The organism is Thermocrispum municipale DSM 44069 (genome assembly GCF_000427825.1).
In the GTDB taxonomy this organism is placed as follows: domain Bacteria; phylum Actinomycetota; class Actinomycetes; order Mycobacteriales; family Pseudonocardiaceae; genus Thermocrispum; species Thermocrispum municipale.
The window spans coordinates 22,242-45,860 of the sequence record NZ_KE386594.1; the positions used below are offsets into that span (position 1 = coordinate 22,242).

Below are 23,619 nucleotides of genomic sequence, written 5' to 3' on the forward strand. Positions count from 1 at the left end.
GACCGTCCCGGCCGCGGATGACGTCGAGGTGGCTACCTCTGCTCAGGGCGAGGTCGAGGTGGACGGCCCGGTGTGGGGCGAGGCGGAGCAGACCGTCCCGGCGGCGGATGACGTCGACGCAGCAGTCCCGCAGGCTGCGGAGTCCGTCGGCGAACAGCCCGGGCCCGCCCCGGTGAGCGACCGCACCGAACAGGTGCGACGACTGCTGCCGCTGAACCTCGTCCGAGTCGACGAGATCGACGCATCAGGGATGCGGTCCGAGGTCGAACAGGCGATGGAGGCGGCAGGTACGCCGCAGCCCATCCGCGCGCAGATCCTGGCAGGAATCTCCGACGCGGCACTGCGAACGAGCTTCACCCCGGCGACCGGTCCGGAGCGGTTGACGGTCGCTGCGGGCCGTGGTCAGGAAGCGGTCGAGCTGAGTGTGCAGCTGTGGGTGGAGGACGACTCGACCCCGAGGCACGGCATGGTCGGCGACCGCAAGGGCAAAGCCAGAGCGGACGATGCCGACAACAAGGTCGAGAACAGCTCGGGGAAGTTCGGCAAGGACAGCGACAAGTACGCCGGCGTCAAAGCAAGTGACAGCGGCATCGGCGTCAGGCGGCAGCTGCTGTCGACCGAGAATGCCGGCGCGTACGCCCGTGTCGCGTTCAAGGGCCTTCGGCCACCGCGCACGAGCTGGGAGATCTCCAGCACCGGCAAGGAATCGGCCGCCACGTCGATCGAACCGGACGGTGCCCGGACGACGTCGCGCCACGACCTGCGCTACCGAGTGACGTTCCTGCGCAACGACGCCGAACCTGTCCAGCTGTCCGGCACCGTGCCCGGCGGTGCCGTGCTGAGCACCGCGGACGAGCTGGGCGACGTTCGCGCCTACGACGCGGAGCCGGAGCAGACGGCGGGGATCAGCCAGCCATCCGTGCGGCTGACCGCGGGCAACGGACTGTTCGACAGGGCCAAGGCGCTGCTGCACCGGCACCCGCACTTCCGTGGCATCGCCGACGAGATCGGCTCCCCGGTGCGCTCGGCCCTGCGCACCATGACCAGCGGGGATGCCCTGTCGCAGCGCGGCCTCGAGCTCCTGGACGGGCACACGGTCAGCGACGTGGTGGAGCTCCACGACCAGTGGGGTCGCAGCCGAACCGCGATCGTGGACATCTGGGTGGACAAGGGTGCAGCGCGCGAGCTGCGCAGACCGGAGGACACCCCACCGGCCGCGGGCAAGGTCACCAGCAAGGCAAGCCGCACGACGGGGCGCGCCGTGGACACCACGGATGTCGAGCCGGCCACCATCACGGGAGGTGTCCGGGGCGACGCCGACGTGGTGCCGATCGTGGTCGGCGGCGCAGGGGCGGTGCAGGGCAAGCGGATCGATCAGGGTAAACGGGTCAGCACGCGCACCAGCGAAGTGACCAACGAGCTGACCTGGGTGGCGAAGGGTGAGTTGGCGGGCGAGGTCGCTGACCTCACCTACGGTCTGCGCATCCGGTTCGACGACGGTGTGCAAGAGCGTGGCGAGTTCCGGCAGAGCGGGGGCGCCGTCAGCTGGCGCGCCCGGGTGGGGGAGGGCGAGCCGGTCGGCGGCGATGCCGCGGCGGCCGACACGTTCTCGCCGGCGAAGATTCTCACCGGGCAGACCCGGTACCCGAACCTGAACGGTGTCGTGGCCGCGATCCGGGAAGCGCTGCCCGCGGGGGTGCTGCCGGAGGACGGCGAGCCGTTCGCGCCGCACGCAGCCGCCAACGAAGCCAAGATCAGCAGGCTGTTCTCGGCGCAGGCGGCGGCCAAGAGCAGCTCGGACATCGACGGCGCAGGCATGTCTGTGCTGCTCGTGTCGAAAACGCACAGTCGAGCCGCCGAGAACACCGAGTACGTGCAGGTCGTCGTGCGAGCCGTACGCGAACCCGGCGGTGAGGGACGGCGAAACGACCGGTACGGGACGTTCGACCGGCCGGCGCAGGCCGGTGCCGGCACCGGCACCGCGCTGCCGGGAGTCACGCTGAAGGGCTCGCTCGGCGTCGAACGGTCGATCGAGCACAAGGACAAGGTCAAGAGCGGTTACACGGTCACCGGCGGTGGCGGCGTCCGTGGCGGGGAGCCGGAGTCGCTCGCCGGGATGGTCCGCGTTCAGATGTCCGGCCAGATCGACAAGACGGCCACCAGCATCGGAACGGGCAGCGGAACCGGACACGAACAAGGTTGGAAGGCGTCCCGAAGCAGCGCACACGACGGGGTCGTCAGCTACTACAAGATCACCGTGTACGACGGCACCGACCGACCTGTCGTCCGCACCGTGGACGGTGGCCGCGCCGCCACGTTCACCGGTGGCGACTTCACGCCGACGCCCGTCCCGCGGGAGGCTGACGAAGCGTTCGAAGCCGTGCACCGCACCGTCCCGAAACGGCCGGAGGGCTGGACCCCGGGATCCCTTCCGGACCACTTCGTCGTCCACGGCCTCGACCTGCCGCTCGGCACGGCCGCCGCAGCGCTTGCCGGGCTCGGGGAGACCGCGGCCGGACGCCCGTTCGTCCGGCACGTGGTCCACGAGCACGCCAGCGCGAAAGAGATCGCGGTCAATCTCGCCAAGGCGACGACGGGCGCCCACCGCACACCGGTCTACCAGCGCGCCGGCGCGGACGGCGGGGGCGAACGGATCGGCGACGTGAAGACACACATCGCGCTGAGCAACCCGCGGCTGGCCGGTGAGGCACAGAAGATGGAGCTTTCCTGGACGTACCAGGTCAGTGGCCGCGTCAGCCACGGGAGCGAGAAGAGCACGGGCGATACCTACGGCGTGCGAACACGTCTCAGCCACGCGGCGTCTGCCGCACAGGCCCAGAACACCGATCGGCAGATCCTGGGCTATACCGACGGCTGGACCGTGACGGAGGAGGGCTCGGAGGATGCCGAGCACGAACGCTCGGTGACGGTCACCTACGAGGGCTTGGTGTACCCGGTCGCCTACGACCTCACCGTGCTCAGTGGCGGTCGAGACGCGGCGAGGGACCAGACGGTGACCAGGCAGGGTGACGACGGCTGGCACAACCGGGAGTCGCACCGCAAGAACGCGCTGCGGATCCTCGTCCCGGCCACCGACATCGGCCAGGTGCTGGCCGAAGGGGCTGTCCCGACCAGCGCAGGAGAGCGCAACGAGCGGCACGCTGCGCGGTCGGTCCCCGCACACGACCGCGACGGACACACGCCACCGTCGATCCGGCCCGAGGTTGCGGCGGCCGTGCTGGACGCGTTGCCGTCCCTCCTCGGCCTGGTGCCCGAGGAGTCGGTGCCGCGTTCGGTGCTGTCGCGGTTCGCCGACTACCTCACCGGCCGGGCGTTGCTCGGCTGGATCGAGAGCGACTCCGTACGCCGGGCAGGGGAGGAGTTGCACCGCAGTGTCGTCCCCGAGCTGGGTCCGCGGGAGCTCGAGTCGTTCTACGAGGACCTGCTCGGCGGGCCGGGCATCAGGTGGTCCACCCGTGTCGTCGGGCCGCTTGGCGCGTACACCGTCGCGCTGACGTTGCGCGCCACCCAGGAACTGGGCCAGTACCTGACCACCACGAAAGGATGGACGAGCACGCGCGAGATCACCGCGACCAAGACCTCCACCACCGGTTCCGGCGACTCGCGCACCAGGAGCGTGGTCTCCCGCACCGCGCTCCGTGTCGCATCGGACGGTCCGGTCGGATCGGTCCGTGCCATCCTCCGCGGTGTCGGCAAGCTCAAGGCGTCGCATGACGCGTCGGTGTCGGTCGAGGACAGCGACACGACGTCGTACCAAACCCCGGAGAGCGAGCAGGTGGTCTATTCGCACGGACTGGGCCTTGAGCTGACGGTCGTGAAGACCGCGCACGCCAGGCGGGTGCTGCGGGTGTTGAGCCTGGGCGCCGTCGACTGGCTCACTCCCGCGGCTACGAGCAAGCGCCTCGCACTCGACGTCATCCCGAACGCGGTGCGGACGACGGTGCCGAGCGGTGAACTCGGCCCCGGGCAACCGCAACGAGAGCCCGTCGCAGCACTGCCCACCCACCGGGACGTACGTGCGAACTCGATCAACGTGCACTTCGTCGTCCAGGACATCGTCGCGGGGACGGTGCCGGGCGAGTCGTCCGGGCGGACGCCCACGCCAGTGCCTGAGGCGGCCACCATGACGCTGGACGCGATCAACATCGGCACGCGGCCCACCTCGCTCGCCGCGCACCTGCCGGAGGCGATGAGTGAGCGGGGCTATCGCATCGACGGTCTCGCCCTGGACAGCTTCAACAGCGCAGGCTACGGCGTACCCAACCCACTGTCGGCGCTGGTACTGCGCGCGTCACTGGAGAGCGTCACCGTGCTGGCCCTGGGCGACGAACCGGGCGAGTTCGCCACCGAGGGGTCGACCACCGTTTCCGGCAAGGACAAGGTCAAGGCGGGTCCGTCGCTGCGGGGCGACGTACGGTTGGAGGCCGGGGCGCTCACGGAGTTCCCGCGGCTCGTGCCGGACATCGCCGGAGTGCACCACCGAGGATCGGCCTACGCCCGGTTCAGCGGCCCCAGCCTCAGCTGGCAGCGCACGTCGGTGGTGAGCACGAAGGTCGACCGGGCAGCCCGCGAGGACGAACGGGCGGCATTGCCGTACCTGGTCGTCGCGGTGGCCACCTGGACGGTGACGCCGGAGTACCAGGGCGAGACACCCGCGACTTGGAACGTGCCCAGGACCGCGCGGGACACCGTGTACGTCTACACCGATGGACCGGGTCTGGTCGAGATGGGGCTGGCGCCGCCGTTGTCACCGCAGGCCGCCCAGCTGTTCGCCAGGATCCGGTCCCAGCTGGAAACCGGGTTCGAGCCCGGGGACGTCGTCCGGGTGGCGGACGTCGTGGGCAGCATGCCGTTCGTCTCGGCCGAGGTGCTCGCCGAGGTGCTGAACGCGCTCGCCGCCGCCGGGCTGCTGCGCAAGATCTCGGGGGAGGGCGCCGAGGCGGTGTTCGTCATACCCGGTCCGCAGGCGGAGCCGTCGTCGTAGCCGTCGTACACGGGGCCGCAGGCCGGGTGACCAGGGCTTTCGATCTGGTCCGTCCGAGCGTGAACCGTTGCCGCCTCGAGCACCGTGTGCGGTGGTGAAGGAGGCGCGGTGGACGAGACGAGCAGCACGAACCGGACAGGGCAGGCGCCGGCGCCGAGCCGGCCGGCAGCCGGCGGCACGTCGGTCCAGCTCGCCGCGCCGCCGACCGGTGGCCGACCCGAGCCGGACTGGCACAGCGACATCCCCGACCTGGACGCCTCCGGGCTGCAGATTCTCCGGATCCCGGCCGGACTGTGGCTGCGACAGCCCGGGGGAGTGGACCTGTCCGACGACGAGCTGTGCGAGGAGCCGCCGGACAAGGAGCGGATGTACGTCGTGCTGGGCGCGCCGGGGGAACAGCCACCCGATCCGCGGTCGGTGGCCGACGTCCTGCGCGCGTTGCCGGACGGGGTGCGGGACGACGCCGTGCTGTGCTGGTACGGGGGATCGCAGGCGGCTGGAGCGGTTGCCGAGGCATTGTCCGCCCCGGTACGAGCGGTGCACGGTGTCCCCAGCGACGGCGTGCTGGTGTTCGTGGACCAGGACGGTGTGGAGTGTTGGCGGCCCTTCGTCCAGGAGAGCGTGTACCGGCCTGCCGGTCCTCCCCGGTTGACGCGGTGGTCGTCGCCGCCCGGGCTGCTGCAGGTCGAGCCGGGGTCGTTCGGGCTCTTCGACGGCTGGCGGGTCGACGTGGTGCCGCGTGGGCTGCTGGTGCGGCCGGAGTCGGTGCGCGCCATGCCCGCGTGGGGTGGTGGGACCGGCCCGACCGCGGACGTCGTCGTCGTGCCCGCCGAGGACGTCGGGGTGCCCATCGAGGTCGTCATCGCCCTGGATGACGTGCTGCGCGAGCTGCCGGAAGGAACGAGACAGTGCTTGCGCCTGCTCCCCGTGGACGACATCGCCGCCGACGCGCTCGCGGCGAGTGAGCACGCCGGTGCCGTCGTCCGCGGTGAGTCGGGTGTCGTTCTTCCCACCGCGAACCCGACCCAGCCGGTTGCGCCGCAACCGGCGAGCCCGCAGACCTCGGCGCCGCAGCCGCAGTCCCCGGCCACACAGTGGCGGCTGGTACCACCGACACCAGCCGGCGCGCCGACGGGGGATCGGGAGCCTGCGCCGTCGGGCGAACTTGAGCCTGCGCGGTCGGGCGAACTTGAGCCCGCGCGGTCGGCCGAACCCGAACCTGTGTTGTCGGGCGAACTTGAGTCTGCGTTGTCGGGCGACCTTGAGCCCGCGTTGTCGGCCGACCCCGAGTCTGCGTTGTCGGGCGGACCTGAGCCTGTGCCGCCGGCTGACCGCGAGCCCGCGCCGCCGGGAGAACCCGGGCCTGTGCCGACGCGCGCACCTATGCCGGCGACGACACCGCCCCCGATGGTGGCACTCGCGTCCGTGCCGCAGCCGGCGCAGCAGGTGACTCCGGACGACGGCGCACAGTCCCGGCCCGCATCGACAACACAGCCGGACGCTTCGGCCACGCCGTCCAGGTCTGCCTCGGTCGCCGACCGGCCCGAAACGCCGACGGGTGCCGTCTACGTGGCGGTGGACGGGCGGATCCTCCCCGCCCAGCCGATCGTGCGGCGGTCGGTGCTGACCGGCAGCATGCTGCCGCCCGCCCCCCGGCCACGGCAGGACCCAGGGGCAGGTGCCCCGCGACACCCGGACACGCAGTCCTTTCGACGTGGGGACGACCGCACCCCTGCAGGCGTGGCGCCGGTGCACAGCGGGCCCGCGGCCGCGGTGGCCGAGCTTCCGCCCTCCGGCCCGGCCACCGCACCCCAGCCCGAACCCACGCCGCAGCAGCCTGTGCAGCCTTCGCAAGCGCCCGCAGCCTCGTCGAAGGAAGGGCCCGTCGCCACCCGGACAGCATCGGCGACTCCGCTCCCGCACTCCGGCGGACTCGGCGTCGCCACCGCGACGCAGGAGTCACCAACCGCCGCACCGGCGAGGCCAACACCGTCGGTACCGGCGCCGACGTCCCACGCCGCCCGTTCTGCCCCACGGGCACCGGAGAAGCCGGCAGGGGATGTGGTCTCCGGTGCGCCGAATGCCGGAGCGAACACCACAGCCGCTGCAGTGACCACGACGTCCGCGCAGGCCACTCAGAAACCGGCGCCGGTGGCTGCTCGTGGCTCCGAGGCCGATCTGCTGCCGACCACTCTCGCGACGGTGTCCCAACTGCGGCCCCCGCCGGCTGCGACCCGCGTCGAGCAGCAGCCGCAAGCTGATCGACGGAAGCACACCGAGCAGCAGGCGCAGGCGGATCGACGGAAGCACACCGAGCAGCAGCCGCAGGCGGATCGACGGAAGCACACCGAGCAGCAGCCGCAGGCGGACCGACAGAAGCACACCGCCCACCAGGCCGATCGACAGAACCACACCGACCAGCGGGCGAAAGTCGTCACCGAAGCGAAGCCGCGCGCCGAGCAGACCGGGACCGGGAACACGGCGGTCACCCAGCGGCCGGCGAAGCAGGCTCCTCGATCGCAGACGCTCGCCCGACCGGCTCCGGCGGCCGCCATCGAGGTGCCGGAAGGCGTCCGCAGCACGGACGAGCAGCGTCGCGGCGTGCGGAAGAAGCTCGGCTCGGTCTTCGACTCCGCGAGCAGGTCGGTCACCCGGCTGCTGTCCGAGCGTCCCGGGCTGCGGTTCGGCGCGAAGGACGACGCCGCGGTGCTCGCGGAGCTGTCCGTGGTGCGGGTGTTCGCCGACAACCCGGCGGGTTCGTACGACAACGACTTCTACGTGTGCCTGGCCAGCGGCCTGCGCAGGCTGCCGACCGCGCGGGCGGTCGTGGTGCGCAGCATCCCCACGAACCTGTACCTGCAACCCGAAATGATCGTGCGGGTGCCTGCCCCGGTACTGACGTCCCCGGTGGCGGTCGCGCCACCGCCGGGCGGTCCCGAGGCGCTGATCTGGACGACGTCCGGGCGCCGCCTCGACGGCCTGCTCGACGAAGTGCGTTCGACCAAGAACGGCGACGGCGCCCACCCCGACGACGTCGTGCTGACCGGGCACACCCGGTTGCGGGTCCTCGCCGTCGAGTCGTCCCCGGTCCAGCGGTTGTTGCTCGCCGAGGAAGGCGCCGCGCACGACGCGGCCCTGACCCGGCTGCAGGCGGCCGCCACGGCCCGCACCGTGGCGGCCGCCACCCCCGAGGGGCCCGAGGTCAGGCCGTGGTTCCACATCGTCTCCGGGGCGTGATGGAGGTGCCGATGAGTCACCATGACGAGCTGCTGGCACTCGCCGGTCAGGTTCCCGACGGGTGGCTCGCGACAGCGCGCGAGGTACTGGCCGAGGGCGACCTGGATCGGTTGGCCGAGTTACGCGCAGCGATCGACACCCGGATCGCCGACACGCCGCGGCGGTTCCGGTTCTTCCCCGAGCTGCGCGGCCACGAGGCCGCCGACCACGCGGTGGTCGGCGCGGTCTCGGCGATGGCCGGCACCGAGGCGTGCTGGGCGACCATGCGGATGGGCGCCGACCGGGTGTATCTGGTGCAGGTCGGTGCGAACGCCGACCCGGCCGCGGTGACCGACCGCGCACAACGCGTGCTGTCCGACGTGGAGGAGTCACCCAGGGTCGAGGTCTTCGCCGCCGATGCCTCGCTGCCGCGCTACCACGAGGACGCCTTGCTCGCCTCGGACCTGCTGTGGGCGCGTGACCCGGTGCCGAGCATCAGCGTCGCCCGCAGCTTCGACGGCGCCGATCCCGGCGGCCCGTGGTTCGGCGCCGGTCGTGAGCTCGTCGTCGACCCGGAGGTGCGGCAACAGCTGCTCGACTACCTGAAGGCGGGCGAGGTCGTGCTGACCGCGACGAATCGGCTGCCCGACGTCATCGCCGGTGTGCCCGACGCCGTTCCCGCCGACCTGCTCAGCGACGGCACGTGGGTGTGGTCCGCCGCCACCGTCTACTACCTGGACCGTCACCAGGTCGCCCCCGACCCGGCCCTGGAGGCACACGCCAAGGCGAACAGGGCCGCCGGGCGCCTGACCCCGCTCGCGCGGTACTACGTGCGTGCCGCGCTGTCACCTATCGGAGGAGTTGCCGCGTGATCACCACCCGACCCACGGGCGTTCGTTCGGTGCTGGGTGTCTCGCCGACGGATCCCGATTGCTACCGCACCATCAGCGATGCCATCAGCGCCGCGCAGGAAGGCGACATCGTCGCGGTCCGGCCGGGGCTGTACCAGGAGTCGATCGTCATCGACCGGCAGATCTCGTTGTCCGGTTCGGGGGCGCCCGGCGAGGTCCGGGTGGAGGCCAAGGGCAAACCGGTGCTGACCTCCACGGTGGAGCACGCCGAGGTGTCCGGAATCGAGTTCATCCACTCGCAGGGTGAGATCGCGGTCGACCCGCGCGGCCGTGTGCTCAGCCTCGAGGAGTGCGTCATCTCGGCCGACTCCGAGGTGGCGATCATCGCGCGCAAGGAGGCCGCACTGATCGCGCGCGGCTGCACCATCCGCAACGCGGGCGGCGCGGGTGTGCTGGTGTACGAGTCGGGGCGCGCGGAGCTGTCCGGCTGCACGGTGACGTCCATTTCGACGACCGCGCTGGTGACGCGCTCCGGTGGGCAGCCGACGATGGTGGACTGCGTGATCAGCGACGCGCAGAGCGCGATCCTCGCCGCCGACCACGGTCGTGGCGAGGTGCACCGGTGCCGGATCACCGACATCAAGGGGTCGGCGATCGTCGTCGAGGACAACAGCGAACTCACCGTCACCGACACCGATGTGTCCAATGTGGACGGTGTCGCCCTGCTGGTGGCGGAGAAGTCCCGGCCGATGCTCACCGAGTGCCGGATCCGGGACACCACGGCGCAGGCCATCGTCGTGGTCAAGGGCGCGTCGGCCGAACTCAACCGGGTATCGGTGGACAACGCGCGCGGCCATGCGGTGCAGGTGCTCGACGGCTCGTCGGTGGACATGGCCGAGTGCGTGATCACCGGAACCCAGCACGACGCCGTGGTGGCCTCGGCGAACGGGTTGCTGCAGATGGCTGGGTGCGAGATCGCCGGTGGTGCGAGCAACGGCATCGTGGTGGACCGGCACGCCAAGCTGTCGGCGTCCGACTGCTTCGTCATCGGTACCGCAGGCGCCGGGATGACGGCGACCGGTCAGGCCCGCATGGAGATCGAGGGCGGCGAGGTGCGCGAGTGCCAGACGGGTGTGCTCTGGCGCGAGCAGTCCAGCGGGTTCATCGTCGCCTGCCGGGTGCGGGACAACGTGCAGGACGGGATCGTCGTGGAGACCGACGGTGAGGTCGACGTCGACGAGAGCGTCCGCCAAGACGCCGGCCCGTCCCGGCGCCCGGCCCGGCCGAAGGACGACGCGGGTTCAGCGAAGCCCGGTTCGCGCGGCAACTGGGACAACGACGAGGTGTCGGCGCTGCTGGAGGAGTTGTCGTCCCTTGTCGGGCTGGACAGCGTGAAGCGCGAGGTCGAGACGCTGGTCCGGCTCATCCAGATGTCCGAGCGGCGAGCGGCCGCCGGCCTGCCGTCGCCGCCGATGAGCAGGCATCTGGTGTTCGCGGGTTCGCCGGGTACCGGGAAGACGACGGTGGCGCGGCTGTACGGGCGCATCCTGGCTGCCCTCGGCGTGCTGAGCACCGGCCAGCTGGTCGAGGTCGCGCGGCCGGATCTGGTCGCGGCGGTGGTCGGCGGCACCGCCATCAAGACCACCGAGGCGTTCAACAAGGCCATCGGCGGTGTGCTGTTCATCGACGAGGCCTACTCGCTGTCGGCGGGCAACAACGGCGGCGGCGGGCCGGACTTCGGTCAAGAGGCGATCGACACGCTGGTGAAGCTGATGGAGGACCACCGCGACGAGGTCGTGGTCATCGTCGCCGGCTACACCAACGAGATGCGTCAGTTCCTCGCCGCGAACCCCGGATTGTCGTCGCGGTTCTCCCGCACCATCGAGTTCCCCGACTACTCCTCGTCCGAGCTGGTGACCATCGTGGAAGGCATGTGCCGCAAGCACGACTACCGGCTGGAGTACGAGACCAGGGCGGAGCTGCACTCGTACTTCACCGCGTTGCCCCGCGACGCGTCGTTCGGCAACGGCCGTACGGCCAGGAAGGTTTTCGAGGAGATGCTCGGCAGACAGGCCTACCGGCTGGCCGAGGACCCCGACGCCGACGCGGTGGCGCTCACCAGACTGCTGCCGGAGGACATCGCGCCGCTGCCCGGTTCGTCGGTCGGCGCGGGTGCCGGCCGGATGGACGAGGAGCGGGTCGAGCAACTGCTGGAGACACTGCGCGGGCTGGTCGGCCTCGAGGAGGTCAAGGCCGAGGTCGCCGCCATGATCGACCTGCTGGCTTCGTCGCGCAGGCGGCAGGAGATGGGGCTGCCCGCGCCGTCGCTGAGCAGGCACCTGATCTTCGCCGGCCCGCCGGGTACCGGCAAGACGACGGTGGCCCGGCTCTACGGCTCGTTGCTGGCCGCGATGGGGGTGCTGGCACAGGGGCAGGTCACCGAGGTGGCGCGGGCCGACCTGGTCGGCGAGTACGTGGGCCACACCGCGCGCCGGACCACCGAGGCGTTCGACCGGGCCCGCGGCGGTGTGCTGTTCATCGACGAGGCGTACACGCTGTCGTCGGGCAAGGGTGGCAGCGGACCGGACTTCGGCCGGGAGGCGATCGACACGCTGGTGAAGCTGATGGAGGACCACCGCGACGAGGTCGTGGTCATCGCCGCCGGGTACGAGGGCGAGATGGCCGGGTTCCTGGCCGCCAACCCCGGTCTGGCGTCGCGCTTCTCGCACCGCATCCGGTTCGCCAACTACACGCCGGACGAGCTGGTCACCATCGTCACGCAGCACGCCACGAAGGCAGGCTACGAGTGCACCGGACCGACCGTGGCGGCGTTGCGCAAGCACCTGGTGTCGGTGCACCGCGGCGAGTCGTTCGGCAACGGACGGTACGCCAGGCAGCTGCTGGACGCCGCGATCACCCGGCACGCCCGGCGCACGCGACAGATCAAGGACCCCACGATCGACGACTTGTGCGTGCTGCTGCCGCAGGACATCCCGGCGCCGATCACGCCGAGCCATGTCGCCGGGTCGAAGAAGGAGTCGATGTCCTGACGTTCGCCGGTTAGCCGCCCGCCATCGCGCTGCGCAGGGCGGCGGCGTGCTCGTAGTCCCGCTGCCAACCATGTTCGGTGGGAGCCAGAATCACCCGTTCCGCGCCCGCCTCGTGGTAGGCCGCCAGGGTCTCGACGGCCTCGCCGAGGTCTTCGCTCAACGCGGGTGCGACCACGGTCACTGCGGGTGCGGGGCGCTGATGGTCCGCCGCGAGCGCAGCAAGCTCTTCGAGTCGCGCTGCGACCGCGTCGGGACTCAGTCCGACGCACGCCCAGCCGTCGCCGTAAGCCGCGGCACGGCGCAGCGCGGCCGCCGCATCGCCTGCGACGATCACCGGCGGCATCGGCGCACCGGGCGCGAGCGTCACTTCGCTGTCGTCGATCTGGGCGGTTCTGCCTTCGACCAGGTCGGACAGGACCTCGAGCGCTCGATCGGTGCGGGCCCCGCGCTCGCGGAACGGAACCCCGGCGGCCCGCCAGCCGATGTCGCCGTGGGCAGGGTTGCCGGTCCCGACGCCGAGCACGACGCGCCCGCCCGAGACGTACTGCAATGTGCTGATCTGCTTCGCCGCCCATGCCACGGGTCGTAGTGCCAGCAGCATCACGGCGTAGCCGACGGTGATCCGCTCGGTGACCGCGGCGGCGGTGGACAGCACCACGGTGCTGTCCAGGATTGGGGCACTTGCGATCAGATGGTCGGTCGACCACACCGAGCCGAGTTCCAGCTCTTCGGCGAACCGGGCACTCGCCCGCACGTCGCCGAGGATCGGACGCGCAGGGTCGGGGGTGGACGTAGGAAGGACGACGCCGATCTCAAGACTCACGAGTCGCACAACTTCCCCGTGCGGCCGCCTATTCCGCGGCCGCGCATCTCGTGCCGGGTGGGCTTGGCCGTGCGATCCGGCGGGCCCGCACCAGCCGCGCGCGGAGCAACGTTCGATCTTCGGCTACCCGTACAGCAGGGCCGCCAGCAATGGACGCCGCCGCAAGACGCCGCGATGGGGGTTTTCGGTGATCAGCACGCGCACCACCGATCGGCCCCGTACGCGCACCTGAACCACGGTGTCCGGAGGCAGCGAATTCAGGTGATCACTGACGAGCAGACCGACCCGGGCTCGGATGTCGGCGCTCAACTCGTGTGACGGGAGGTCCAGCCGCAGCCGGAGATTGCGGTGATCGGCGACGGCGACCAGCGCGGAACCCAAGCAGGCGCCGCCGAGGACGGGTGGGTAGATGCTCCTGCCGACCTCGCGCACATCGTCGACCACCTGGCACAGGGTTTCCCGCACCGCGTCGATCTTCGCGTCGAGCGCCGCGTCCTTCGACGCCACCGACACCAGGTCGAGTTGCGCTGCCATCGCCGACACCCCGACGGCGACCCTGTCGTGCAGGGTGCGCTCGAGGTCGTACCGGAACGCCGCCATGCCCGGCCCAGGCACGCGCAGCAGCCGTGGCCCGCGCCCGTCCTTGGTGGAGAACAAGAGTGCGTAACCCGTCACCGCACAAGATTGGCGACTTGTGTGCGCGTACTCAAGGGGGCCATCCCTGCGTTCCTGGGGGGCAGCCCTGCGTCCGTACGGGCGAGGCGGGGGAGTTGGCTCGACCGGCGGCGTACCGCGCACGGGCCCTCTCGCGAGCCCTGGTCAGCCTGCGCGGTCGTAGCGCCTCGTCCACCGGACCCGCCGCGCACCTGAGCGCGGCGCAGCAGCTCAGGCCCCGGGCCGGGGTCCTGTTTCTTCTCCCGGGCGCCGGCCTGTCCCACGTCCGTGGGCGGTGAACCGGATCGGATCCGCGCGCCGTGGGGAGGGTGACGAAGAGTATGCGGGGAGCGCGGCATGACGAACGACTCGAGCTGGGAAGCCTGGGAGAAGATGCAGCGGCGCATGGCCGAGGACGAGAAGCTCCTGCGGGAGTTCGCGCGGCACCACAGCGCCGAGGATGTGGCAGAGGCCCGCAAGTTCGTCGAGCACGTTCGCGCGGACATCGGACCGGACGGCGTGATCACCGAAGTGACGGTGCGGCGATGGCCGGACGGCCACGAGGTCGCCGCCGGGTACTACATGGAAGGCCCGGACGCCCTGCCTCAGACGACGTCGACGCAGTCGTCCCCCGCGTCGCCTCCCACTCAGACGTGCGCGCCGGCATCGGCGGGCGTATCCGTGGACACGTGCGCTGCGGTGCCGCTCGTCAGCTCGGACGCTGACGAGTTCCCTGCCTTGGCGCCGATCAGCCAGGCTGCCCCTTCGGTCGACCCGGTTGCGTACCCCGCGACACCGACCGGCTGGACGACGTCCGGTGTGGCGGATTACGAGCTCGACGACGTCTGGAACGACTGAGCGGCGGTGAACGACTACGTCGTGGACGGTCGTCGGCAGAGATGATCACGCCATTTGCCGATCCCGCGTCGAACGCGAGCACGGCAGCGCTTGATCGCCGAGATGGCGCGACGGTTGTCTACCGAGCGTGCGGCGTCGTCGACGAAGGTTCGCGGGACAGTCGCCATCTTGCAGGAAGAGCAAGAGGCCTCCGACCGGCACGATCGGAGGCCTCTTGTTTCCGTGGTGCGGGGGAAGTGGGTGCCGTACTTCCCGACCGGGGAAAGACCGGGCGGTGGAAACCGGTGGTGGGTCTGGTGGCGGTGGAAACCGGTGGTGGGTCTGGTGGCGGTGGAAACCGGTGGTGGGTCTGGTGGATCGGTGGCGGCCGGTGGACAGAGGTGGTGGGTCCGGTGGATGGCCGATGGACAGCGGTGGCGGGTGTTGCGGCGGTGGCGGCTGGTCGCCGGTGAGCCAACCGACCGAGTCGCCGGCTCAGGCCGCGGTGGCGACCAGTTCGGCCCGGTGCGCGCGCACCGCGCTGGCCAGATCGGGCGCGTTGATCATGTCGGTGACGGGCACGGCCAGCGCCTTGGTGTCGTGCTGCCAGATTCCCAGCAGCATCGGCAGGTCGTCGGACTCGACCCTGGCCAGACGTTCCGGCCAGGTACCGGTCGGCTCCTCGGTCAGCCACTCCACGTGAGTGTCCACGCCGTCGTCGTGCTCGTCGATGCCGACCACGGCGACCGGCGCCGTGGGCGCGCCGTAAACAGGGGAGTGCTGGTACAGGACCCACAGTTCACGGTTTTCCACGGCAATCACCTCGGTAGCTCGATGGCTCGTTCGTTACCTGCACGGATGCGATCGGTCGTGGAGTTCATCGATCACCCGATCGAGATCCCGCGGCCCCGCAACCAGGCCAGCGGGTCGACCGCGGCGCCGTTGATCCAGACCTCGAAATGCAGGTGTGGCCCGGTGGAGTGGCCGTTGGAGCCGACGGTGGCGATCTGCTGGCCCGCGTGCACGCGCTGACCCGCATGCACCGAGTACTCCCACATGTGGCCGTACACCGTGACCGTGCCGTCGTCGTGCCGGATCCGAACCCAGAGGCCGAAGCCGCCGGCCGGACCGGCCTCGATGACGGTGCCGTCGGCGACCGCCCGGATCGGCGTTCCGGTCGCATTGGCGATGTCGATGCCGCGGTGCATGGTGCCCCACCGCGGGCCGAAGCCGGAGGTCAGCGTGCCATGGGCGGGCAGAACGAATCTCGGTCTACGCGCTTGGCGCACCTTCGTCGCGGCGCTACCGCGAACGGCCGTCGGGCGATCGTCCGAACTGGTGTCCGGCAGCCACTCCGGCCTGCCGGTGTCCGAACCAACGGTCGCAGACATCGACGAGGCACTACCGCGCGCGACATGAGGCACAGCAGCGTCGTCGGTCCACAACGCGCCGGTGGCGAGCCCGATCGAATGCTCGCTCGGTATCGAGGTCAAGGCGGTGGCACCCACCGGCACGAAGTCGTCGACCGTGTCGAAAGGGGAGAGGGCCCCCGGGGATGCGAGTTCGCTCCCGTCGTCGGTGTCGTCGGTGAAAGCCAGTGGAGCGCAGATCACCGCGGCACCGACGAGCGTGGTGACGAACGTTCGGCGAAACGGAGAAATGGCAGCCATCCTTTCCGTGACACCAGCCACTGTCACTGCCCCTGGCGGACTCGTGATGTGCCTGCCGTGGCGGCAAATGTGCCTCGGGCACAACACGAGGCCTGCTCGCGACGCGGTTCAGTTCTCGACGAATGAGCGAGAGTAAGCGGCCCATTTGGGCCGTGGAACCGGCTGGCACCGAGATGCCAGCACGCTTCTGAGCAGCGCACGGAGTTGGTTGCAGCGGCCAATCTCACCGATGTGGGTGAATTGCGCAGATGGTGGTGCTGGGCCGGCTGCTGACGACGGATGATGCATTTCTCTGTAAAGCAATCCGCCGCAGTGACCCGGGGTGATCAGGTCCTGCGGCGATTGGATTGCTGAAACGGGAGAAAAGTGCAGCGTTGCGATGGTGAGGAGGGTTGATTCCTGATGCTCAGGCGGCCTGCTGAGTAGTGGGGCTCAGTACCGTGCGCAAATTGTTCAGGGCATTGTGAATTCGACTCTTGACCGTGCCTGCCGGAATGCCGAGCACGGAGGCGGTGGTGGCGGTCGTGTTGTCCTCGAAGTACACCTGGCGCACGGTGGTGCGGTGCGACGGGGACAACGTCTCGAGTGCCTCGTTCAGGTCGATGCGGGTGTTGATCAAGTCGGTCGGGTCGGCCACCGTCGCGGCATTGTGCAGCATCGGGTCGGACAAGTTGACCTCGGTCGGCCGCGCTTTGCGGCTGCGGTGCAGGTCGACCGCCACGTTGTGGGCGATGCGGCGCAGCCAGCCGCGGATGGAACCGAGGTCCTCGGTGAGCCGGTCGGCGTTCTTCCACGCGCGCAGCCAGGTCTCCTGCAGCACGTCCTCGGCGAGATGCCGGTCGCCGGTGAGCCGGATGGCGTAGGCGAGCAGGGCCGGGCCGTGCTCGGTGATCACCTGGTTGATATCGGTGCCGGTCATTTGTTGAAAGCCTTTCGGATGTCGTTTGCAGGGGAACGTTTCCGCCAGCTGGAAATAGATGGTGGTCCATTTCTTGGGGGCCGTCGTGCGGTCTGTCCCTCCGTTCGTCGGGTGCGGACCCGCCATTTCCCGGGGCTGGCCCGAGGTCGTGGGTAGGGGTAGCCCCCATTACTCGCCAGTCACTGAAAAAAGTGCCGTCTACCTGCACGTCCGGGTGGAGCGGACGGCTGCCGGGGAGGACGTGAAATCATGTCGAAAAGGCGACGGCGGGCCGGGGATGCGCCCGGCCCGCCGTCGCCTCGGAAGAGCGAGAACGGTGAATTGGCAGAACTTGTTTCTCGGCCGTTACAATTTCGTGGCCGACATTGTTTCGGGGGTTGGTGTCACGTTTACCAAGCCGCGGGGTGCGATCCTGGTCCGCCGACGGTCGACAGGGTCAGTGGCGGCGCGGGCGCGGTATCCGTGCTTGTTCCCGGGCCACGGAGGCCCGTGGCGGCCGTGGCTCAGATCAGGCCGGCGCGCACCGCGTAAGCCACGGCGTGCGGACGATTGCGGAGGTTCAGCCGCTGGGTCACGCCCTGGATGATGTGCTTGACGCTCCGCTCGGAGTAGCACATCTTCTCCGCGATCTGCGCGGTGTCGTAGCCGTCGGCCATCAGGCGGAGCACTTCGATCTCCCGGGTGGTCAGCCCGGCGCTGTTGGCGCCGATCGGGTCGAGCACTTCGCGCTGCAGGTGCTCCAGGTGCTTGAGCAGGTCGCCGAGCATGTGCGGCGGCAGCATCCCGCCGCCGGCCGCTGCCGTGCGGACCGCGTGGGCAAGTCGCTCCCCAGTGGTGGCCACTCGGGGGAGGACCGCGACGACTCGACAGGCGACCGCGGACATCAGGTCCGCTTCCTCGATCTTGTCGACCACCAGAACGACGGGCTTGGCGACTTCCGACGCCAGCCGCCGCAGCGTGGGAATACCCCGTTCGGCGGCCAGATCGCCCGCGCAGAACACCAGCACGTCGGCGCCTGCCCGTCCGGACCACGGAACCAGCCGCAACGAGTCCTGGCTGGTGACCTGGTTGGTCAGTCCCGCTTCCGTGATCGGGTCGGGTGCGCAGATGGTCACCCGGACCGGGGTTTCCGTCGATTCGTCGTTCACGGTGCCTCCGCTGTCCGAAGCCTGGCTGTGGACGCGGTCCGCCGCGTGATGCGACAGACCCGTTGACCTCAGCAGGATGAGTGACGCCGCTTCAGCAAATCTCAACGCCCACGATATGGGGCTGTTTGGTGGCGTGTGGGGGCGTGTTGGTGAAAGCGTTGGTGGTGTGTGGGGGCGTGTCCGATCGGGGGCGAGGGCCCAGGCTTGGCCGGGTCGGCGGGGCGCGAGCCGAGTGGCGGTGCGAGCCGGGCCGGCGAGCCGCGTGTCTCGACCGGCGCCGTCGGGATCAGCCGAGAGCGAGCCCTCACGCCTCGGTCGACGTGTCGCAGTGAGTCGTACAGTGGCCCTTGCCCTCGGTGGACGTCGTCGCGATGAGCCGGAATGCGGCCGCGAACTTGGCCAGCTCGTCGAGCGCATGGGCGAGCTGGCCGGGCTGGGCCATCTCCGAGACGCACAGATCGATGATTTTCTGATCGAGCCGTCCTTCAGTGAACGCTTGCGGGCCGATCGTGCGTGCATGGTGTAGATCGTCGAGGTAGCCGTGCACTGTGGCCAGGGTCCGCTCGATGCCGGCGAGCACGGTGGCGAGCTCCCGGTCGGTCAGGACGACCCTGCCGTCGGCGGCCATCCGATGCAGAGCATCACCGGTCCATGCCTGTGCTGCCTCATCCACTGTGGTCTCCGAGTGCGTCTCGCGGGCTGTCCGCCTAGTCAACCAGGCGGTTCGCCGGGGCCGCTACGCGTGAGTAGCAGGGCTGCCCGACTACGCGAACGCGCTGCCCGTAAGACACCGGAGATCTCGACGCGTGAGACAAACCCACGCTAACCCAAACAAGTACATACAAAGTAGGTTGCAGTCCACATGAAGTCGGCATATTCTGACCTGCACTTCTGGCTGCCCGACGAGACGGTGTGTGCGCCGCCGGGGCGGCGAACCCGAGCTAGGGGATGACTGTCGATGGACGCTGCCGACGAATGCCAGGTGAGGCTCTTCGGCACGCCGCGCGTGATGATGAACGACAAGGGCGTCGTGGTGGGTCCGGCGCGGCGACGGGCGGTGTTCGCGGCCCTCGCCATGAATCCGGGTCGCCTCGTGCCCCGTGATGAACTCATCGCCGCGGTCTGGGGCGACGATCCACCGGCGAAGGTGGCAGGCAGCGTCTACACGCACATCTCGGCCTTGCGTCGAGTGCTCGGCGCAATGTCCACGCCCTCCGGTGAACCGATCCTGACCGCGACTCGAGCGGGTTACTGCCTGAACATCCCACCCGACCGCATCGACGTCATCCGCTTCGCCGACCTCCTCGGCGAGGCCGAAGGCTGTCACTACGAACACGATCTCGCCGGCGAACGCGAGGCCCTGCGAAACGCGCTGGCGATCTGGCAGAACGCGCCCCTGGCCGACGTGCCGGGTCCCGCCGCGGCCACCCATCGAGCACGGTTGATCGAGCAGTGGCTCAACGCCGTCGAGCGGCTCGCCGAGCTCCGGCTGGCCGATGGCGAGCACGCCGAGGTGGCCGCCGAGCTGGCCGAACGCGCCCGCGAATACCCGCTGCGGGAGAACCTGCACCGGTTGTTGATGCAGGCGTTGTGGCAGGACGGTCGGACGGACGAGGCGCTGCACGCCTATCACCAGGCGCGCCAGGCGATCGTCGACGCGACGGGTATCGAGCCCGGCCCCGCCCTGACTCTGCTCTACGAGCGGATCCGGTCGGGCCGGCCGGACGCGCCGCGGCAGGCTCATCGGTGGGGCGCGGATGCGCCGCAGTTGCCCCCGCGGGCAGTACCGTTCGTCGGCCGCCGCACCGAACTCGACGTCGTCGACCGGGCACTGAAGGACCTGACCGGCGGGCGCGGCGGCAGCCTGCTGATCGAGGGAGAATCTGGCGCGGGCAAGACCGCTCTCCTCCTCGAAGTGATCGCTGCTGCTCGTGCCGCCGACGTCACGGTGCTGTGGTCGACCACCGACGAGCTGGCGGCGATGACCTCGGTCGAGCTGGTGCACGGTACGCCCCTCGGCCATGAACCGCCCGGAAGCGTCGACGGGGTGAACCAGCTCGACCGCTGCACGGCCGCCCTGACCGCGTTCGCGACAAGGTCGCCGACCGTGATCGTGGCCGACGACTTCCACTGCGCGCGCGACCACATCGTGACGATCCTGCGCGACCTGCACCGGGCCACCGCACACCTGCCGCTGTTGCTGATCGTCGCCGCGCGGCCGCACCCCCGCAGTGACGAGTTTCAGCGCGTGGTGGACGACATCGCTCTCGACGGCGAGGTGCTGACCCTCGCCCCGCTGACCGCGGACGAGCTGCGCGCGCTTGCGGAGTCGACGCTCGGCCACGCACCGACAAGTGAGCACGTGATGTCGCTGGACGAGCGATCCGGTGGCAATCCGGCCTATGCCCGCTTCTTGCTGGACTGCCTGCCCCAGTTCAGGGAGGACGAGCTGCGCGAATTGGTCTCCGCCCAGCACGTGTCGCTGTCCCGGCGGACTCAGCGGGTGCTGACGACCGTCGCCCTACTCGGCGGATCGGTGCCGGTGGACGCGGTAGCGGTTGCGATGGACCAGCACGGCGACAGCCTCAGAGAGGCGATTGACCAAGCAACGACGTCCGGGGTGCTCGTCCGCGACGGCGAGCGCATCGGCTTCCGGATCCCACTGGTTCGCGAAGCCTATGAGCAGAAGACCCCGTCGAGCATCCGCACCCTGGTGCGGCAGCAGCTGGCCGCGAGGCTCGCCGAGGCCGGCATCGCGGTGGAGGTGGTCGGTGAGCTCCTGCTGCAGACGTCCGGGGCGTTGCAGGCGGAGTGGGTACCGGAGTGGGTGCTCGCCTCGGTCGCTCAGCTGAGCGAGGCGGCCCCCGCGACGGCGACCGAGCTGTTGCGGCGAGCGGTGCGACAGCCGCTGGTGACCGCCGCTCAGCGTGCCGCGATGCTCGCCGCCCTGGCCAGGTTGCTGCTGCCGCCGTGGCCTGGTCCGGTCGGAGTGGACGGATCGGTGGAGCCGCCGATGCTGCGATCTTCGCGCCGCCGCGACCACGGCGCGGAGTCTCCGATGCGCGCTCGGTGAACCTTTTCCACCGCCCACTCGTGGTCGTGATGTCAGGAGGTGTCTCGGATCGAGCGCCCTGACGAATGACGAGCGGTGTCCAGGCCGCATGCATGACGAGCCGGGCTCGTCCGGAGGTGGTAGTCGAGGTGCGCACGGACGGCGCCGGACTGCGGGTGCAACTACTCGGCCAGCCGAGAGCGTGGCTGGACGGGGTCGAGATCGGCCTGGGGCAGGCGCGCCAGATGGCCGTCTTCGCCATACTCGCCACCCGCGGAGCTACCTACTCCGGTCACCGCGTCACCGTCACCGAGCTGCTCGACGGTGTCTGGGACGGCGAACCGCCGGCGAGCGCTCGCGGCAGCGTGCACACCTACATCTCGGGGTTGCGGCGCGCCCTGCGGGCAACCGGCACGTCGGCGAACCCGACGGAACTGCTCAGCTTCAGCGGCAACGGTTACCAGCTGCGCCTCGGGCCGGGAGAAGTCGATGCGGCGGAATTCGATCGCGAGGTCACCCAGGCCCGCGCTCTCGTCGCCGAACGGCCGGAAGCGGCCCTGACTGTGCTGGACCGTGCGCTGTCCCGGTGGGCGGGCGACGCTTTTCTCGGGATACCCGGGCCGTATGCCGAGCGGGAACGCGCGCGGCTCGAAGAACTTCGCCTCGACGCCGTCGAGCTGCGCGCCGACGTGCAGCTGCAGCTGGGCAGGCAACGCGAACTCATCCCCGAGTTCACCGTACTGACCGAGCGCCATCCGCTGCGGGAATCGCTGTATGCGGTGCTCATGCGGGCGCTGTATCGGGAGGGCCGGTCCGGCGAGGCGCTCGAGGTCTTCTACACCGCGCAGCGTCTACTGCGGACGGAGCTTGGTGTCGAGCCGTCGCGAGCACTGCACGACCTGCACCGGGAGATCCTTGCCGGCTCCGAGCCGGAGCAGCGCTGGTTGTTCGTGACTCCCGGCCCGCTGCCCGAACGAGGTCAGGTGCGGCTGCGCGGGCGCGAGGAGGAACTCGAGCTGCTCGGCGAACTCACGACCGCCGTCGCCGCCGGCAGGGGAGCCACACTGCTGGTCGAAGGCGAGCCGGGGTCAGGCAAGACAGCATTGCTCGCCGCCGCGCTCGCCGACGCCGAACAGCGTGGCCTGCAGCTCGCGTGGGCCGCTGCCGGCGAGGCCGATCGGGGCGAGCCGCTCAGCTCCATGACCCGCTGTTTCGGCTCCGCGGCCACGGTGGCTTCCGGTGACGACGAATCCGTCGATGCCGCCGCGGACCGCCTCGTCGAGCTTGTCGGCAAGACGTGCTCGGCTGGGCCGCTGGTGGTGGTGCTCGACGACATGCAGTGGTCCGATGAGGCCAGCGTCGTGCTGTGGCAGCGGCTGGCCACCGCGACGCGCCGGCTGCCCCTGCTGCTGGTAGCCACCGTGTCCTCCGGCACTCGACGGTCGGACCTGGCCAAGGTGAAGCGGTGCATCGCGGCTCGGGGTGCGACCGTCGTGGCGTTGTCCCCGCTTTCCGAACACGACGTCGTCGGGATCGTGGAGGACAAACTGAAGGCGCGAGTGGGCGGCGTCTTGCGTTCCCAGCTGCGGTATGCCGCGGACAACCCGCTGTTCGCCACCGTGATGGTCGACGACCTCCTCCGCCGCGACGAGATCCATGTCGTCGACGGCGTTGCGGACATCGAACCGCGCGGGCCGGTCCTGTCGCGCACACTGTTGTCGACGGTCAACCGCAGCTTGCGTTCGGTGCCGCCGGAAACGCTGCGCGTACTGTCCACCGCCGCGTTGCTCGGACCGGAGTTCGCGGTGACTCATCTGATGGCCGTGGCCGATGCGCCGCCGCTGGAGGTTGCCGAGCACGTCGAGGCGGCCATGGCCATGAAGATCCTGCAGGCGTCGGACGACACGTTGTCGTTCCGGCATCCGTTGCACTACGAAGCTCTCTACGCCCGAACCCCGGAGTCGGCGCGGGCGGCGGCACACCGGCGGGTGGCCGAGGCATTGGCCACTGCCGGGTGTGCCGCCGAACGGGTGGGACAGCAACTGGTGAACGGGCCTGAAATCCTGGACGCCTCGAGCGTCGGCTGGTTGGTGGAGCACCGCAGCGAGCTGTCAGCAGGCGACCCGGTCACCGCCGCCACGCTGATGCGACGTGCCTCGGACAGCGGGGTTCTGACGCGAGAGCAAACCGCCGTGCTGTTGCCGGAGTTGGTCCGTTTGCTGGTGTGGCTGGGCGAGACTCCGGTCGCGTTGGCCGAGCGAGCGGTCGAGGTCGCCACCGACGAAGTCGATCAAGCCGACATGCGCAAGCTGCTGGCGGAGCTGACGCGCTCGCCGCGGGCAAAGGGGCAGCGCGCATTGCGCGTTTGACCTCGGATGACGTCCGCGGGGCCCG

The 23,619-nt window shown here is 70.1% G+C and carries 14 protein-coding genes; 7 read left to right on the forward strand and 7 right to left on the reverse strand.

All coding sequences use genetic code 11. From position 1 onward, the window contains the following. The first annotated feature begins 28 nt into the window (after window positions 1-28). The 4 genes from YWM_RS26520 (at window position 29) to YWM_RS0120475 (ending at window position 12,122) form a co-directional block, all read left to right on the forward strand. The gene (locus YWM_RS26520; RefSeq protein WP_211232540.1) at window positions 29-5,005 is read left to right on the forward strand and encodes a hypothetical protein; all 4,977 of its coding nucleotides are present in this window, start codon (window positions 29-31) and stop codon (window positions 5,003-5,005) included. A gap of 108 nt (window positions 5,006-5,113) precedes the next feature. After that, a complete protein-coding gene (locus tag YWM_RS26320) occupies window positions 5,114-8,242 on the forward strand; it encodes a hypothetical protein (protein ID WP_028852255.1) in 3,129 nt (1,042 codons plus the stop codon). An 11-nt stretch (window positions 8,243-8,253) separates the two neighbouring features. Further along, complete coding sequence (locus tag YWM_RS25435; protein WP_156914870.1) at window positions 8,254-9,093, forward strand: hypothetical protein; 840 nt, start codon at window positions 8,254-8,256, stop codon at window positions 9,091-9,093. Continuing rightward, window positions 9,090-12,122, forward strand: a complete 3,033-nt coding sequence (locus YWM_RS0120475) for an AAA family ATPase (RefSeq protein ID WP_052345338.1) — start codon at window positions 9,090-9,092, stop codon at window positions 12,120-12,122. Before YWM_RS25435 ends, YWM_RS0120475 begins: the two co-directional genes overlap by 4 nt. A gap of 10 nt (window positions 12,123-12,132) precedes the next feature. On the opposite strand, the gene YWM_RS0120480 is transcribed toward YWM_RS0120475, so the two are convergent. Together YWM_RS0120480 and YWM_RS0120485 are read right to left on the reverse strand one after the other, a co-directional pair. Further along, complete coding sequence (locus tag YWM_RS0120480; protein ID WP_028852257.1) at window positions 12,133-12,945, reverse strand: LLM class flavin-dependent oxidoreductase; 813 nt, start codon at window positions 12,943-12,945, stop codon at window positions 12,133-12,135. Window positions 12,946-13,068: 123 nt separating this feature from the next. Further along, entirely contained in the window at window positions 13,069-13,620 is a 552-nt protein-coding gene (locus tag YWM_RS0120485; protein WP_028852258.1) for a histidine kinase, read from the reverse strand. Between the two features lie 336 nt (window positions 13,621-13,956). Between YWM_RS0120485 and YWM_RS0120490 the strand changes: the two genes are divergently transcribed. After that, the gene (locus tag YWM_RS0120490; protein ID WP_028852259.1) at window positions 13,957-14,457 is read left to right on the forward strand and encodes a hypothetical protein; all 501 of its coding nucleotides are present in this window, start codon (window positions 13,957-13,959) and stop codon (window positions 14,455-14,457) included. 474 nt (window positions 14,458-14,931) lie between these two features. Here the strand turns inward: YWM_RS0120490 and YWM_RS0120495 are convergent, their stop codons facing one another. The 5 genes from YWM_RS0120495 to YWM_RS0120515 form a co-directional block, all read right to left on the reverse strand. Beyond that, window positions 14,932-15,249 carry a hypothetical protein gene (locus tag YWM_RS0120495; protein ID WP_156914871.1) on the reverse strand — a complete coding sequence of 106 codons (318 nt, stop codon included), beginning with the start codon at window positions 15,247-15,249 and terminating at the stop codon, window positions 14,932-14,934. Window positions 15,250-15,320: 71 nt separating this feature from the next. Beyond that, window positions 15,321-16,106 (reverse strand): M23 family metallopeptidase, encoded by a 786-nt coding sequence (locus YWM_RS26990; RefSeq protein WP_052345339.1) that lies wholly within the window; start codon window positions 16,104-16,106, stop codon window positions 15,321-15,323. A gap of 406 nt (window positions 16,107-16,512) precedes the next feature. Continuing rightward, window positions 16,513-17,025 carry a sigma-70 family RNA polymerase sigma factor gene (locus YWM_RS24825; RefSeq protein ID WP_043662064.1) on the reverse strand — a complete coding sequence of 171 codons (513 nt, stop codon included), beginning with the start codon at window positions 17,023-17,025 and terminating at the stop codon, window positions 16,513-16,515. Between the two features lie 503 nt (window positions 17,026-17,528). After that, window positions 17,529-18,173, reverse strand: coding sequence for a helix-turn-helix transcriptional regulator (locus YWM_RS26995; protein ID WP_043662065.1), 645 nt, complete (start codon window positions 18,171-18,173; stop codon window positions 17,529-17,531). 304 nt (window positions 18,174-18,477) lie between these two features. After that, entirely contained in the window at window positions 18,478-18,801 is a 324-nt protein-coding gene (locus YWM_RS0120515) for a hypothetical protein (protein ID WP_028852262.1), read from the reverse strand. 330 nt (window positions 18,802-19,131) lie between these two features. Between YWM_RS0120515 and YWM_RS0120520 the strand changes: the two genes are divergently transcribed. Together YWM_RS0120520 and YWM_RS24830 are read left to right on the forward strand one after the other, a co-directional pair. Next, on the forward strand, window positions 19,132-21,246 hold the full coding sequence (locus YWM_RS0120520) for an ATP-binding protein (RefSeq protein WP_028852263.1): 2,115 nt from the start codon (window positions 19,132-19,134) through the stop codon (window positions 21,244-21,246). Window positions 21,247-21,338: 92 nt separating this feature from the next. Then, window positions 21,339-23,594: an ATP-binding protein gene (locus tag YWM_RS24830; RefSeq protein ID WP_169721020.1), complete on the forward strand. Its 2,256-nt coding sequence runs from the start codon at window positions 21,339-21,341 to the stop codon at window positions 23,592-23,594. The last annotated feature ends 25 nt before the right edge of the window (window positions 23,595-23,619 follow it).

Bases quoted from the DNA above. Each gene is read 5' to 3' on its own strand.
- YWM_RS25435 (WP_156914870.1), top strand. From the start codon at position 8,254: ATGAGTCACCATGACGAGCTGCTGGCACTCGCCGGTCAGGTTCCCGAC.
- YWM_RS0120490 (WP_028852259.1), top strand. From the start codon at position 13,957: ATGACGAACGACTCGAGCTGGGAAGCCTGGGAGAAGATGCAGCGGCGC.
- YWM_RS26990 (WP_052345339.1), bottom strand. From the start codon at position 16,106: ATGGCTGCCATTTCTCCGTTTCGCCGAACGTTCGTCACCACGCTCGTC.
- YWM_RS24825 (WP_043662064.1), bottom strand. From the start codon at position 17,025: ATGACCGGCACCGATATCAACCAGGTGATCACCGAGCACGGCCCGGCC.
- YWM_RS0120515 (WP_028852262.1), bottom strand. From the start codon at position 18,801: ATGGCCGCCGACGGCAGGGTCGTCCTGACCGACCGGGAGCTCGCCACC.
- YWM_RS0120520 (WP_028852263.1), top strand. From the start codon at position 19,132: ATGGACGCTGCCGACGAATGCCAGGTGAGGCTCTTCGGCACGCCGCGC.
- YWM_RS24830 (WP_169721020.1), top strand. From the start codon at position 21,339: ATGACGAGCCGGGCTCGTCCGGAGGTGGTAGTCGAGGTGCGCACGGAC.